Origin of the sequence: Dyella sp. (genome assembly GCF_036568765.1) — a bacterium.
In the GTDB taxonomy this organism is placed as follows: domain Bacteria; phylum Pseudomonadota; class Gammaproteobacteria; order Xanthomonadales; family Rhodanobacteraceae; genus GSA-30.
Map to the genome: position 1 here is coordinate 1 of NZ_DATCRY010000298.1, position 13,014 is coordinate 13,014.

General features: G+C 62.7%; 13 protein-coding genes and 1 pseudogene. 13 read left to right on the plus strand and 1 reads right to left on the minus strand.

Going from position 1 to position 13,014, the window contains the following annotated elements; genetic code table 11:
- The first annotated feature begins 133 nt into the window (after positions 1-133).
- The 6 genes from gmk (at position 134) to VIM98_RS18815 (ending at position 4,379) form a co-directional block, all read left to right on the plus strand.
- On the plus strand, positions 134-754 hold the full coding sequence (gene gmk, locus VIM98_RS18790; protein WP_331994646.1) for a guanylate kinase: 621 nt from the start codon (positions 134-136) through the stop codon (positions 752-754).
- Positions 755-832: 78 nt separating this feature from the next.
- Complete coding sequence (locus VIM98_RS18795; RefSeq protein WP_331994634.1) at positions 833-1,669, plus strand: ABC transporter ATP-binding protein; 837 nt, start codon at positions 833-835, stop codon at positions 1,667-1,669.
- Entirely contained in the window at positions 1,666-2,439 is a 774-nt protein-coding gene (mlaE, locus tag VIM98_RS18800; RefSeq protein ID WP_331994635.1) for a lipid asymmetry maintenance ABC transporter permease subunit MlaE, read from the plus strand. The genes VIM98_RS18795 and mlaE overlap by 4 nt, the downstream gene beginning before the upstream one ends.
- A 52-nt stretch (positions 2,440-2,491) precedes the next feature.
- Positions 2,492-3,367 (plus strand): outer membrane lipid asymmetry maintenance protein MlaD, encoded by an 876-nt coding sequence (gene mlaD / locus VIM98_RS18805; protein WP_331994636.1) that lies wholly within the window; start codon positions 2,492-2,494, stop codon positions 3,365-3,367.
- A gap of 56 nt (positions 3,368-3,423) precedes the next feature.
- Positions 3,424-4,095 carry an ABC transporter substrate-binding protein gene (locus tag VIM98_RS18810; protein ID WP_331994637.1) on the plus strand — a complete coding sequence of 224 codons (672 nt, stop codon included), beginning with the start codon at positions 3,424-3,426 and terminating at the stop codon, positions 4,093-4,095.
- The gene (locus VIM98_RS18815; protein ID WP_331994638.1) at positions 4,095-4,379 is read left to right on the plus strand and encodes an STAS domain-containing protein; all 285 of its coding nucleotides are present in this window, start codon (positions 4,095-4,097) and stop codon (positions 4,377-4,379) included. Before VIM98_RS18810 ends, VIM98_RS18815 begins: the two co-directional genes overlap by 1 nt.
- A 115-nt stretch (positions 4,380-4,494) precedes the next feature.
- On the opposite strand, the gene VIM98_RS18820 is transcribed toward VIM98_RS18815, so the two are convergent.
- Positions 4,495-5,325, minus strand: coding sequence for a VacJ family lipoprotein (locus VIM98_RS18820; RefSeq protein WP_331994639.1), 831 nt, complete (start codon positions 5,323-5,325; stop codon positions 4,495-4,497).
- Between the two features lie 219 nt (positions 5,326-5,544).
- Here VIM98_RS18820 and rpoZ point away from each other — a divergent pair, with 219 nt between their 5' ends.
- The 7 genes and pseudogenes from rpoZ to gltA form a co-directional block, all read left to right on the plus strand.
- Positions 5,545-5,835, plus strand: a complete 291-nt coding sequence (gene rpoZ, locus VIM98_RS18825) for a DNA-directed RNA polymerase subunit omega (protein WP_331994640.1) — start codon at positions 5,545-5,547, stop codon at positions 5,833-5,835.
- Positions 5,836-5,959: 124 nt separating this feature from the next.
- The gene (locus VIM98_RS18830; RefSeq protein ID WP_331994641.1) at positions 5,960-8,122 is read left to right on the plus strand and encodes a bifunctional (p)ppGpp synthetase/guanosine-3',5'-bis(diphosphate) 3'-pyrophosphohydrolase; all 2,163 of its coding nucleotides are present in this window, start codon (positions 5,960-5,962) and stop codon (positions 8,120-8,122) included.
- A gap of 161 nt (positions 8,123-8,283) precedes the next feature.
- The gene (locus VIM98_RS18835) at positions 8,284-8,667 is read left to right on the plus strand and encodes a RidA family protein (RefSeq protein ID WP_331994642.1); all 384 of its coding nucleotides are present in this window, start codon (positions 8,284-8,286) and stop codon (positions 8,665-8,667) included.
- 82 nt (positions 8,668-8,749) lie between these two features.
- Entirely contained in the window at positions 8,750-10,858 is a 2,109-nt protein-coding gene (recG, locus tag VIM98_RS18840; RefSeq protein ID WP_331994643.1) for an ATP-dependent DNA helicase RecG, read from the plus strand.
- 409 nt (positions 10,859-11,267) lie between these two features.
- Positions 11,268-12,197, plus strand: a complete 930-nt coding sequence (locus tag VIM98_RS18845) for a nucleoside hydrolase (RefSeq protein ID WP_331994644.1) — start codon at positions 11,268-11,270, stop codon at positions 12,195-12,197.
- A 165-nt stretch (positions 12,198-12,362) separates the two neighbouring features.
- Complete coding sequence (locus VIM98_RS18850) at positions 12,363-12,614, plus strand: type B 50S ribosomal protein L31 (protein ID WP_331994645.1); 252 nt, start codon at positions 12,363-12,365, stop codon at positions 12,612-12,614.
- Between the two features lie 247 nt (positions 12,615-12,861).
- Positions 12,862-13,014, plus strand: a pseudogene (gene gltA / locus VIM98_RS18855) (citrate (Si)-synthase); the annotation flags it as partial.

Genomic DNA, 13,014 nt, shown 5'->3' on the forward strand with positions numbered 1-13,014 from the left:
CCGGTATACTTGGGGGATACCGTTGTCCGCCCGCCGGCCCGGACGGTATTCCGGGCCAAACGGCCAAGTGCCGCTAGCGGCGCCGGTATCGACGGATCCACAGTGCGCAGGCTCAAGTATCGGAAGGCGAATGATGGAAGGTACTCTGTTCATCGTCGCAGCACCCTCGGGCGCTGGCAAATCGACCCTGGTCAATGCGTTGCTCGCCCGCGAGCCGGCGATTTCCCTGTCGATTTCCCACACCACCCGGCCCCCGCGCGTCGGTGAGGAATACGGCCGCCACTATTATTTCGTCGAGCGTGGCGAGTTCGAGCAGGAGATTGCCGAAGGCATTTTTCTCGAGCACGCCGAAGTGCACGGCAATCTCTATGGCACTTCCCGCAAAACGGTGTCCGGCCTGCTCGGTCGGGGAAACGACGTGCTGCTGGAGATCGACTGGCAGGGGGCCAGGCAGGTACGCAAGGCCAAGGCCGATTGCGTCAGCGTGTTCATCCTGCCGCCGTCGCGCGCCGAGCTGGAGCGCCGCTTGCGCGGGCGCGGATCGGATAGCGCCGAAGTGATCGAGCGTCGGTTGCACAATTCGCGCGAGGAAATCGCGCACGCGCATGAGTTCGATTTCATCATCGTCAACGACCGTTTCGAGGATGCGCTTGACGACCTGCAGTCGATCGTCCGTGCAGTGCGTCAGCGCGCGGCCGTGCAGTGGCAGCGCCATGAGGCGCTGATCGAAGAACTGCTGGCGATCGGGAACTGAGCGGCTGTGCCGCCGGTCCGATAGCCTTCATTGACCTTCTGGATTACCTTGCCTAGTGCCCCCTCTGAAGCGCCGCCCATGACCGACTCCGAACGCGCCCCGTCCCTCGATCCCGTGCTTGTACGCATTCGCGGTCTGACCACGGTGCTCAATGGCAAGACGATCTTCGATGCGCTGGATCTCGACATCCCGCGCGGCAAGGTCACTGCGATCATGGGCCCGAGCGGCACCGGCAAGACCACCTTGCTCAAGCACATCACCGGGCAGATGCGCGGGGATGCGGGCGAAGTACGAGTGGACGGCCGAAACGTGCCGATGCTTTCGCGCGAGAAGTTGTTCGAGTTGCGCGAGCGCATCGGATATCTGTTCCAGAACTCGGCGCTGCTTACCGATTTCGATGTTTTCGAGAACGTCGCTTTTCCGCTGCGCCAGCATACGGAACTGCCGGAAGAACTGATTCGCAACATCGTGCTGACCAAGCTGCAGGCCGTTGGCTTGCGCGGCGCGGCTGGGCTGATGCCCAATGAGCTCTCAGGCGGCATGGCGCGTCGCGTGGCGTTGGCTCGCGCGATCGTGTTCGACCCGATGCTGATCCTGTACGACGAGCCCTTTGTCGGGCTGGACCCGATCGCCTTGAACCAGGTACTCAAGCTGATCCGCACGCTTAACGAAACGCTGGGTCTGACCAGCGTGCTGGTTGCCCACGAGCTCGAGGCGATCAAGCAAGTGGCCGATCACATCTATTTGATCGCCAACGGCAAGGTAGTGGCGCATGGCGATCCGAAGACCATCGCGCAGGACGGATCGCCCTGGACGCGCCAGTTCTTTGGCGGTGAAGCGGATGGCCCGGTGCCGTTCCAGTATCCGGCCGGCGATTATGCCGAGTCGCTCGGTTTTTCCGGAGGCAAGGCATGAGCGCGCAACCGATGCGCAATAACATCGTTTTGCGTTCGCTGGCGCAGATCGGTGCCTGCGGTTTGTTCCTGCTGCAGATCCTCGCGGCGATTCCGCGCAGCATGAGGCACAGTCGCGAGACCGTGCGCCAGCTTTGGTTCGTCGGCGCCATGAGCCTGACCATCATCATGGTGTGCGGCCTGTTCGTCGGCATGGTGCTGGCCTTGCAGCTCTACTATGTGCTGTCGATCTTCGGCGGCACCGCAGCGAGCGGCACGGTGGTGGCGCTGGCGATCTACCGCGAACTGGGACCGGTCGTGACCGCGCTGTTGTTTGCCGGCCGCGCGGGCACGTCCGTTACTGCGGAAATCGGCCTGATGCGCGCCACCGATCAGATCGCCGCGATGGAAATGATGGCGGTCGATCCGATCGCCTATGTGGCCGCACCGCGCTTTCTCGCCGGTCTGATCGCGATGCCTTTGTTGTGCTGCGTGTTCTGCGCGCTGGGCATTTTTGGCGGTCATCTGGTCGGTGTGACCTGGCTGGGCATCGACAATGGTACGTTCTGGTCGAACATGACCGCGACAGTCGAACTGGGCAAGGACGTGATCAATGGCGTGCTGTGGAAAAGCCTGGTCTTCGGCGCGGTGGTGTCGCTGATTGCGGTCTTCCAGGGCTATACCACGCCACCGACCAGCGAGGGCGTGGCCTATGCCACCACGCGGACGGTGGTGGCCTCGTCCATCGCCATCCTGGCGCTGGATTTCGTGCTCACCGCCTTCTTGATGTGATTCCCATGACCCCGACTTCTATTTGCTTTCACCTTCGCCTGAGGATCGTGCCGTGAGCCAGAGACCATCGTTCGCCATCGGCACGGGCTTGTTCATCGTGCTGGGTTTTGCCGCGCTCGCGTATCTGGCAACCCAGACTACGTCGGTGGCCAACACCCGCCAGGGCAACAGCTACACCGTCGATGCCCACTTCGCCAACATCGGTCAGCTCAAGGAGCGCGCGCCGGTGAAGATTGCCGGCGTCCGCGTGGGACAGGTGCAATCGATCGTGCTCGATCCGGTCAAGGAAGAGGCTGATGTCAAGCTGTCGATCGACAAGCGTTACGACAAGATTCCCGACGATTCGATCGCGACTATCTTCACCAGCGGCCTGCTTGGCGACCAATACGTCGGCATCCAGTACGGCTCGTCCAAGAAGACGGTGGCCGAGGGCGGTACGCTGGCGCTGACCCGCCCCGCGCAGCAGCTCGAGGAAATGCTCGGCAAGTTCTTTGGCGCTGGCGGTTCGGCCGACAACCTCGGCGGTACTTATACGGTCAAGGCACGCTTCACCAATGTGGGCTCGCTGTCGGTCGGCGCGCCAGTGAAGATGGCGGGCGTGGCGATCGGTACGGTGCAGTCCGTGCAGGCCGATCCGGTCAAGCTCGATGCCGCGGTGACCCTGGCTATCGACAAGCGTTACAACCAGATCCCGGACGATTCGGCGGGCGCGGTGTTCACCAGCGGTTTGATCGGCACCCAGTACGTTGCGATCCAGCCCGGCGGCTCGCCGGACATGCTCAAGGATGGCGATTCGCTGATCCTGACGCAGTCCGCGTTGCAGCTGGAAGACCTGATCGGCAAGTTCCTGGTCAACGGTTCGCCCGGCGACAAGAAGGATGGCGGCAGCCAGCAGCCGGCGGCCGCTACGTCCTCGGGCAAGCATTGAGTCGGGGCGCGATCGCCTCCATGTCGATTTTTCAAAGTCTTTTCCAGGAGCTTTCCATGTTGCGTAGATTGACTCTCGCTACCGCGATCGCGTTCGGCGGCCTCGCCGCCCTCCCGGTCCTCGCCCAGGACGCACCGGCCGCAGCCGCGGCGCAGCAGACACCTTCGCAGGTGGTGCAGGGTATTGCCGACCAGTTGGGCAAGGCCATCGAAGGCCATCAGAAGGAGCTTTCCAAGGACAAGGAAAAGCTCATCGCCATCATTGACGATACTTTCCTACCGCACTTCGACGTGGACTATGCCGCGATCCTGGTGCTCGGCTCGCATGCACGCGAAGCCTCGCCGGAGCAGCGTAGCCGTTTTGCCAAGGCGTTCTACGAGTCGATCACGCACCGTTATGCCGAAGGCCTGCTCAACTACACGCAGGGCCGCGTGAAGGTGCTCCCGTTCGCTGGCGATCTCGATCCCAAGCGTAGTGTGGTGCGTACGCAGGTGGTGATGGACGACGGCAAGACGGTATCGGTCGACTATGCCTTCCGCCGCACGGCCGACGGCAACTGGAAGGCCTACGACGTGATCATCGAAGGTATCTCCTACATTACCAATTACCGTAACCAGGTGGATGCCGAGATCAAGAAGGGCGGCCTGGACAACCTGATCAAGACGCTGGAGACGCAGGGCGCCAATGCCTTGCAGACCATCGAGCAAGACAGCAAGCAGTCCAAGTAATGCGCGCCACTGGCTTTCAGGTCGCTCAGAGCGCGCCCGACACAGTCAGCGTGTCGGGCGCCTTGACCTTCGCTACCGCGGCTGATGCGCTGACATCGATCCGCGCAGCGCTGCCTGGACGTCAGGTGCTGGATCTGGCCGGCGTCGAACATAGCGACAGTGCCGGCCTGGCCTGCGTGCTCGCCGTGTTGGCGCCAAACGAGGGCAAGGTGCGCGTGCGCAATTTACCGCCGAATATGCGCAAGCTCGCGCAAGTGTGCGAGGTTGAGGCATTGCTCGGTTAAATCGCGCCGGCTGAGTTGCCAAAGCTGGGTGAGGAAAACGAAAAAGCCGGCAGATTTAAGCTGCCGGCTTTTCTTGTTTACGTTGACGATGACAGCTCGCGTAGCGAGTGGCGCATCAGTTGTTCGCAGGCTTCTGTTCGTTTTTCCGCTCCCAATCATGCTGCTCCTTCAGCAATTCGTCGGGATCGAAGTTCTGATCCTTCTGACCCTGCATCTGCTCGATCACATCGTTGGGCGGATTGCCGTCGTAGATCTGATACAGGCGTTGCTGCCGATAGGCATCACGCAGGAACACGTAAGGGTCGTAGGCCGACTGCAGGAAGCTCTCCGCATCGATTGCGCGGGCGCGTAAGGTCACCAGATACAGCACCTGTGGCAGGTAATACTGGCCAGCCTTGAAGCTATGGTTGCGCGAGTAGTAGCTCAGGGGATCGAAGAAATAGCTGTCCACCGGCAGGCGCCAGACGTCGCGCACCGTGGTCGACCCGACGAAGGGCAGCACCAGGTAATCGCCTTCCGGCACGCCCCAGCGGGCCAGGGTGATACCGAAATCGGTCTCGTTGAGCGGGATGCCCATCTGGCTGGCCGGATCGAAGAAGCCGCCCACGCCGAGGGTCAGGTTGACCAGGAATCGTCCCGTACCCTGCGCTGCGCGTACGGGACGGGCCTGCAGCAGGTCGTTGGCGATGGTGATCGGCATCCGGATATTGGTATAGAAATCGCTGATCGAGCGCCGCACCGGCGGGTTGGTGATCTTGCGATAGCCCACTGCCACCGGACGTATGACTGCCTGGTCGATTTGATCGTTGAAGTGATAGGCCTTGCGGTTGAACTGCTCCAACGGGTCGTCGGTACGTGGCTTGGCGATGGTGCAGCCAGCCAGCAGCGCGACCGCCGCCAACGCGGCTACGCGTTTAAACAAAATGAAAGATGTCGGTAATGACATGGGGATGGCTTTCCGCAATAGCCGGGGGATGGGTATAAGTGTACTGCCTGGTTTTTTAATATGCATAGGCCTTCGATCCCCTTTCATCCCCCGTAGGATCCGTCCTGGACGAAGGCCGTTGTGAACCCGGTATGATAAGGGGTTGGCTCATTGCCAGCCAAGCGCCGGATCGCTACACTGGTCCGCGACTTAAGTAGCCTTTTTTTCTCAGGATTTCCTATGGCCCGTATCACCGTGGAAGACTGCCTCGAGGTGGTCGACAACCGTTTTGAGCTGGTGCTGATGGCGACCAAGCGCGCCCGCCAGCTCGCCAAGGGGGCCGAGCCGGCCGTCAACCCCGATCACGACAAGCCGACGGTGCTGGCGCTGCGCGAGATCGCCGACCGCCGCATCGATCAGGCCACCATCGACGAGATCGACAAGGCCGAGCGTGAGCGCGCCGAGCGCGAAGCCCTGGAATGGGCTGCTGCCGAGGTGGACGACGATCTCTCCAAGGGTGGAGACGACTGATGGACGGCGGTGCCTGTAGTCCCGGCGACTGGCGTGTCGGCTTGGCCGGCACCGTAGACGTCTGGCTGCGGCACCCCGTTATCTGCATGGAGGCGGCCGCCTGAGTGGGCGCCGATCGCATCGCATGACGGCGGCCAGTTCCGACACGGAATCGCCGACCCTGCCGCCGTATGTGCTGGCACTCAAGGAGCGCGTAGCCTACCTGCCCGAGGCGCAGGTCGAGCGGGTGCTTCGTGCCTATGAAGTTGGTGCGCGAGCGCACGAGGGCCAGACCCGCAAGAGCGGCGAGCCCTATATCACGCATCCGATCGCCGTCGCCGGCATCCTGGCGGAGCTTGGCCTGGATGCGGAAACCATCATTGCTGCGATCCTGCACGATACGCTCGAGGACACCCAGCTCAGCCGTACCGAGCTGACCGCCGAATTCGGCGAAACTGTCGCCGAACTGGTCGATGGCGTGACCAAGCTGGACAAGATGCGCTTCTCCAGCCGTCAGGAGGCCGACGCGGAGAGTTTCCGCAAAATGCTGCTGGCGATGGCGCGCGATATCCGCGTGATCCTGATCAAGCTGTCCGACCGGCTGCACAACATGCGCACCCTGGGCGCCAAGGATCCGGCATCGAGCCGACGCATCGCGCGCGAAACGCTTGAGATCTACGCGCCCATCGCGCAGCGCCTGGGTATGAACAAGTTCAAGGCCGAATTGCAGGATCTGGGCTTCCGCGCCCTGCATCCGGACCGTTACCGCGTGATCAGCGAACGCATTCGCGCTGCGCTGGGCAACCGACGCGAGGCGATGGGAAAGATCGAGTCCGCGTTGTCGGCACGGCTATCGTCGGAGCAGATTTCCGCTCGCGTCGTAGGGCGGATCAAGTCGCCGTGGAGCATCTATTCGAAGATGCGCGGCGAGCACAAGAGCTTCGCCCAGCTGATGGATGTATACGGCTTCCGTGTCGTGGTGGATAGTGCGATGAGCTGCTACATGGCACTCGGCGCGGTCCACTCGCTTTACAAGCCAGTCGATCGTCGCTTCAAGGATTTCATCGCGATCCCGAAGGCCAACGGCTACCAGTCGTTACATACGGTATTGCTCGGGCCGTTCGGTGCGCCGATCGAGGTGCAGATCCGTACCTCGGAGATGGATTCGGTGGCCGAACGCGGTGTCGCCGCGCACTGGGCATACAAGACCGATTCCGCACCAGCCAATAGTGCCCAGGCACGTGCACGCGAATGGCTATCCTCGTTGGCCGATAGTCAGGCGCACACCGCGTCTTCGGCGGAGTTCATCGAGAACGTCAAGATCGATCTCTTCCCCGATGAGGTCTATCTGTTCACGCCGCGCGGCGACATCCTGTCGCTGCCGCGCAATGCCACTGCGCTCGATTTCGCCTACGCCGTGCACACCGACGTGGGCGACCATGCCGTGGCGGCTCGCGTCGACAAGAAGTTGTTGCCGCTGCGTACACGGTTGGAGTCGGGCCAGCTGGTGGAGATCATCACCGCGCCCTCCGCGGTGCCTAATCCAGCCTGGCTGGAGTCGGTGGTGACCGGTAAGGCGCGCACCGCGATCCGGCAATATTTGAAGCATCTGCAACACGAGGATGCGGTCGATTTCGGCCATCGCATGCTCGATCGCGCGTTGGATGCGCTGGGTAGCAGTCTCGATGCCATTCCATCGAGCGTACTGGACAAATTCCTGGAAGCGTCCAAGTTCAAGCGGCTGGAAGAACTGCTTTCGGATATCGCGCTGGGCAACCGCATGCCGCACATCGTTGCCAACCAGCTGATGGAAGCGCGCGGCCGGCAGAAAGACGGTACCGCCCTGCAGTCGCCGCACACGATCGAGAAGATCCGTATCACCGGCGCGGAGCGTGGCGTGCTGAGTTTCGGCAACTGCTGCCATCCATTGCCGGGCGACGAGATCATCGGCTATCTGTCTTCCGGCAAGGGCATCGTCGTTCACCGCGTCGAATGTCCCAACGTGGTGGAGCTGCGCAAATCACCCGAGCGCTGTGTGGCGATCGAGTGGGATCGCGACGTGCAGGGCGATTACCGTGCCGAACTGCGCATCGAGGTCATCAACCGCCCCGGCGTGCTTGCCACAGTCGCTGCAGCCATCGCTGCGGCCGATTCGAATATCGAGAACGTGGAATACGTCGAGCGCGATGCCGCGGCCGCCACCTTGCTGTTCACTATCGAGGTGAAGAATCGCAAGCATCTGGCGGACGTGATTCGTCGCGTGCGGCGGACGGGCGTAGTAAGCGGGGCTTATCGGTATCCACTGTGATGACGGGTGAGCCCGGCGGCTGCGCCGCCTGTGAGGGCGCGCCTGCGGGCTGTGAGGAGTGAGGACAACAGGCTGCGCCTTGCGGCTATGGCTTTTGCTTTTTCCCTTTACTCTTTACCCTTTACGGCTCACGCAGTGAGCGACCCCACAGGAACCCTCCCATGCCCCGCATCATCGTCTCCTCTCCCAATGCGCCTGCCGCCATTGGCCCGTATTCGCAGGCCGTTCGTGCTGGCGACACGGTGTATTTTTCCGGCCAAATTCCGCTCGATCCGGCGACCGGCAACCTGGTCGAGGGCGATATCGCCGCGCAGACGCGGCGCGTGTTCGATAATTTGACGGCCGTGGCGGAAGCTGCGGGCGGTTCGCTGGCGAAATGCGTGCGCGTCGGCATTTACGTGACCGATCTGGCCAACTTCGCCACAGTCAATCAGGTGATGGCCGAATACTTCCAGGCACCGTATCCCGCGCGTTCGACGATCGAAGTGTCGGGCCTGCCGAAGGGTGCGCAGGTGGAAGTCGATGCCGTGATGGTGCTCGACTGAGCGATCGCGTCGACCGGGCCGGACGCTATCGCGGCTGACGCCGCTCCCATAGCGTCGCGCGCTCGGTTAGGCTTTTGGAGTCATGCCCGCTCACGTCGCGCCCACTACCGCAATCTCCGCACCCGGCGCTGCGCCACTGTCGACCTTGTCCGGCGTCGGTCCGGCGCTGGTGCAGACCCTGGCCCGGCTGGGTTTGGAGCGCGTGCAGGATCTATGGTTCCACTTGCCGCTGCGCTATGAGGATCGTACGCACCTCACGGCGATCGGCGATCTTCTCGTGGGCGATCGTGCGCAGACCGTGGGCTATGTCGATGCGGTGGAGCATACCTTCCGTGGTCGACCGCAACTCAAGGTTACTTTGCGCGACGAGGCGGACCATATCCTCGTACTGCGCTTCTTCCATTTTCATCGTGCCCAGGTGGAGCAACTCAAGCGCGGTACGCGGCTACTTTGCTACGGCGAAGTGCGCCGCGTCGGCTACAACCTGGAAATGATCCACCCGCAGTACCAGCGTATCGAAGGCGACGATGTCCCGGTACTCGAAGATCGCCTGAGCCCGGTGTATCCGACGACCGAAGGTCTCGGGCCGAAGCGTCTGGCCGGTGTGATAGGCAAGTCGCTGGCCTTGCTGCCGTCCACCGCCGAACTGGAGTTGATTCCGGCCGAGCTCTGCGCGAAGTATGGCCTGGGCTCGCTACGCGACGCCTTGTTGTTCGTGCACCGTCCGCCACCGGACGTCGCTGTAGCCGAGTTGATGGCGGGCCGGCACCCGGCACAACAGCGTTTGGCCTTTGAAGAGCTACTGACCCAGCACCTGAGCCTGAAGCGTATGCGCGCGGCCATGCGCAGCCGGCGTGCCCCCGTGCTGGCGGGGGAGGGCGAATTGCATCGGCGCTTGCTGGACACGTTGCCGTTTCGGCTGACCGGGGCGCAAACGCGTGTCGTGGATGAAGTCGCGGCGGATCTCGTCGTGGCCAAGCCGATGTTGCGACTGGTGCAGGGCGATGTCGGCTCGGGCAAGACCGTCGTGGCAGCGCTGGCAGCACTGGCTGCCGTGCAGGCCGGTTATCAGGTGGCGCTTATGGCGCCGACCGAACTGCTGGCGGAGCAGCATCTGCGCCTGTTCCGCTTGTGGTTGGAGCCGCTGGGCGTCGCCGTCGAATGGCTGGCCGGCAAAGTGCAGGGCACGGCGCGCAAGAAAGCCTTGCAGCGCGTGGCCGGCGGTGCGCCGATCGTGATCGGCACGCACGCCTTGATGCAAGAGGGCGTGGCGTTTGCGCGGCTCGGTCTGGTCATCGTCGATGAGCAGCATCGCTTCGGCGTTCATCAGCGTCTGGCTTTGCGCGACAAGGGCCTTGAAGGCGATCAGGTACCGCACCAGCTGGTGCTCACCGCGACGCCGATTCCGCGCACGCTGGCGATGAGCGCTTATGCCGATCTCGACGTTTCGTCGATCGACGAACTCCCGCCCGGCCGTACGCCGGTGCAGACGATTGCGATATCCAATGCGCGGCGTAGCGAAGTGATCGAGCGCATCCACGCGGCTTGTGGCGAGGGCCGGCAAGTATATTGGGTGTGCACCCTGATCGAAGAATCCGAACAGCTGCGTGCGCAGGCGGCGGAAGTCGCGCATGCCGAGTTGGCCGCCGCGCTGGAGGGCTTTCGTGTCGGGTTGATTCATGGCCGCATGAAGCCCAAGGAAAAGCAGGCTGTGATGGATGCCTTCAAGGCCGGCGAACTGGCGGTGCTGGTCGCCACCACAGTGATCGAAGTCGGCGTGGATGTGCCCAATGCCAGCCTGATGGTGATCGAGAACAGCGAGCGCCTGGGCCTGGCCCAGTTGCATCAGTTGCGCGGCCGGGTAGGGCGTGGCGCGGTGGCTTCCAACTGCGTGTTGCTGTATCAGCCGCCGCTGGGGCAACTGGCAAGGGAACGCTTGCAGGTGATGCGCGACACCAATGACGGGTTTCGTATTGCAGAGAAGGATCTGGAATTGCGCGGTCCTGGCGAAGTGCTGGGGACGCGGCAGACCGGCCAATTGAGTTTCCGTATCGCCGATCTCGCGCGTGACGCGCATCTCCTGCCGGCGGTGCAGGCGATCGGCGAGCGCATGTTGAAGGAGCACCTGCAGCGGTCGGAGCAGTTGATCGAGCGTTGGGTCGGTGGGGCTGCGCGGTATGCGCATGCGTGATTGAAGAGCCCCCCTCACCCCGACCCTCTCCCCCGGCAAAGCCAGGGGAGAGGGAGCTTGGCCGCGGCGAGCTTCAGCACTTCGCATTTGCGTAACTTGCTCTCTCTCCCCGGCTTTGCCGGGGAGAGCAACTGTCTTGCATAGGCGAGCTCTTGCGGGAAGCTACGGGCTCTTTGTCAGCCTTGAAAACGGAGGCAAGTACTTACCTCGCGTCGACCGTCCGCTGTAAACAAGGGAGGGAGCAAGCTACGCAAGCGCGAAACACTGAGGTTCGCCGCAATCGGCTCCCTCTCCCCGGCTTTGCCGGGGAGAGGGTTGGGGTGAGGGGGAGTTCGCGATGCGCAAGCGAGCAGTCGTTCCACGCTCCAGTTAATCTATTCAACTACTCAAAGAACAAGCCAACCTGAGCATGACCCAGCCGCAACTCCTGATCGACACCGACCCCGGCGTAGACGACGCCCTGGCCATCTTGATGGCTCACGCCCATGCCGAGGTGCTGGGTCTGAGCGTCGCCGCCGGCAACGTCGGCCTGGCGCATACGGTCCGCAATGCGCGCACCCTGGTGGATCTGGTGGGCGGTGCGTTTCCGGTCTTTGCCGGATGCCCGACGCCACTGGTTCGGCGACCCGAGGAAGACGCCGCCTTTGTCCATGGCATGGACGGGTTCGGCGATGTCGGCTTTGCCGAGCCGAAGGTTGCCGCCGCGACCGAATCGGCTGCCCTGGCCCTGATACGACTGACCCGTGAGCATCCGGACCTGACCCTTGTCGCCCTGGCGCCGCTGACCAATCTGGCGCTGGCGGTACGGCTCGATCCGAGCCTGCCCGAGCGGGTCAAGCGGCTGGTGATTATGGGAGGAGCGGTCACCGGACATGGCAATACCGGCGTGGTGCCGGCGGAATTCAATGTGGGCTTCGATCCCGAAGCGGCGCATGTGGTATTCGAGGCCTTCCCGTTCTTCGAGCTGGTCGACTGGGAGGCCACTCTGCGGCATGCCTTCGACGAAACCGAATTCGACGGCTGGCTGGCTCGGGGAGATCATCGCGCCCGGTTCTTCGGCCGGGTGTTCGGTACGGCCCGTGCCTTCAATCGCAAGCGCGAGCGCCGTGGCATCATTGCCGCCGATGCGCTGGCGATGGCGGTAGCCATCGATCCTTCCATCGTGACCCGGGCGGAGGACCGCCATGTGGCAGTGGAACTGGACGGCCGTCTCACCCGCGGCGCGACCGTCGTCGACTGGTCGCAGCGGCTGGGCAGCCAAGCCAATGCACGCATCGTGCTGGAGATAGATCAGGCGCGATTTGGCGCCATGGTGCGAACGGCGCTGGGCAGCGCCTGATCGGCAGTGTAGGCGATCATTGGCGCCCTCCCCCTATTCGCAGGGAAGGGCTTTGGGCGCGTGGGGGCGCATGTAAGTACAGATAACCCCACGGATCTTGCGCAAAAATTCACCACTCGGTACACTACCGCTCTTTTCACCCACCGCTTTTGCAGAGTTCTAGCCATGAAGCCCGATATCCATCCGAATTACCGGCAGGTGGTGTTCCAGGATCTGTCGTCCGATTTCGCGTTCCTGACGCGCTCGACGATCGCTGCCAAGGAAACCATCAAGTGGGAAGACGGTAACGAGTACCCGCTGATCAAGGTGGATATCTCGAGCCATTCCCACCCGTTCTATACCGGCAAGCAGAAGTCGATCGACCAGGGCGGTCGCGTCGACAAGTTCCGCCGCCGTTATGCGGGTAGCGCGAAGTAAGTTGCTGGGCACCGGTAGCGCTCTCGAGGCGACCGGGGCAAAGATGCAAAAACGCGGGGCGAGCTGCTGGCTCGCCCCGTGTTTTTTTGCGTTCTGCGCTTGAACCATCCGCTATCGAATGTTGCACCGCATGGTGCGATAATAGGAAGGTTGTATCGCCCCGCTCCCCACTGTGGCGATGCTCCTCACCCCGTCGCCGGCGCCCAGGGGCAGCCGGCGGTGACGACATTCGTGTAAGGAGGTTTTCGTGTCCGATTCCAAGATCGTCAAGCTGGTGGACGAATCCAACCAGCGCAGCAGCGAACTGACCTTGCTGAGCGGCACGCTCGGCCCGGCATGCATCGACATCGGTACGCTGTACAAGGACACGGGCCACTTCACCTACGACCCGGGTTACGGC

Excerpts from the sequence above, each read along its gene's own strand:
- gmk (WP_331994646.1), top strand. The coding sequence starts at position 134 with ATGGAAGGTACTCTGTTCATCGTCGCAGCACCCTCGGGCGCTGGCAAA.
- VIM98_RS18795 (WP_331994634.1), top strand. The coding sequence starts at position 833 with ATGACCGACTCCGAACGCGCCCCGTCCCTCGATCCCGTGCTTGTACGC.
- mlaE (WP_331994635.1), top strand. The coding sequence starts at position 1,666 with ATGAGCGCGCAACCGATGCGCAATAACATCGTTTTGCGTTCGCTGGCG.
- VIM98_RS18810 (WP_331994637.1), top strand. The coding sequence starts at position 3,424 with ATGTTGCGTAGATTGACTCTCGCTACCGCGATCGCGTTCGGCGGCCTC.
- VIM98_RS18815 (WP_331994638.1), top strand. The coding sequence starts at position 4,095 with ATGCGCGCCACTGGCTTTCAGGTCGCTCAGAGCGCGCCCGACACAGTC.
- VIM98_RS18820 (WP_331994639.1), bottom strand. The coding sequence starts at position 5,325 with ATGTCATTACCGACATCTTTCATTTTGTTTAAACGCGTAGCCGCGTTG.
- rpoZ (WP_331994640.1), top strand. The coding sequence starts at position 5,545 with ATGGCCCGTATCACCGTGGAAGACTGCCTCGAGGTGGTCGACAACCGT.
- VIM98_RS18830 (WP_331994641.1), top strand. The coding sequence starts at position 5,960 with ATGACGGCGGCCAGTTCCGACACGGAATCGCCGACCCTGCCGCCGTAT.
- VIM98_RS18835 (WP_331994642.1), top strand. The coding sequence starts at position 8,284 with ATGCCCCGCATCATCGTCTCCTCTCCCAATGCGCCTGCCGCCATTGGC.
- recG (WP_331994643.1), top strand. The coding sequence starts at position 8,750 with ATGCCCGCTCACGTCGCGCCCACTACCGCAATCTCCGCACCCGGCGCT.
- VIM98_RS18845 (WP_331994644.1), top strand. The coding sequence starts at position 11,268 with ATGACCCAGCCGCAACTCCTGATCGACACCGACCCCGGCGTAGACGAC.
- VIM98_RS18850 (WP_331994645.1), top strand. The coding sequence starts at position 12,363 with ATGAAGCCCGATATCCATCCGAATTACCGGCAGGTGGTGTTCCAGGAT.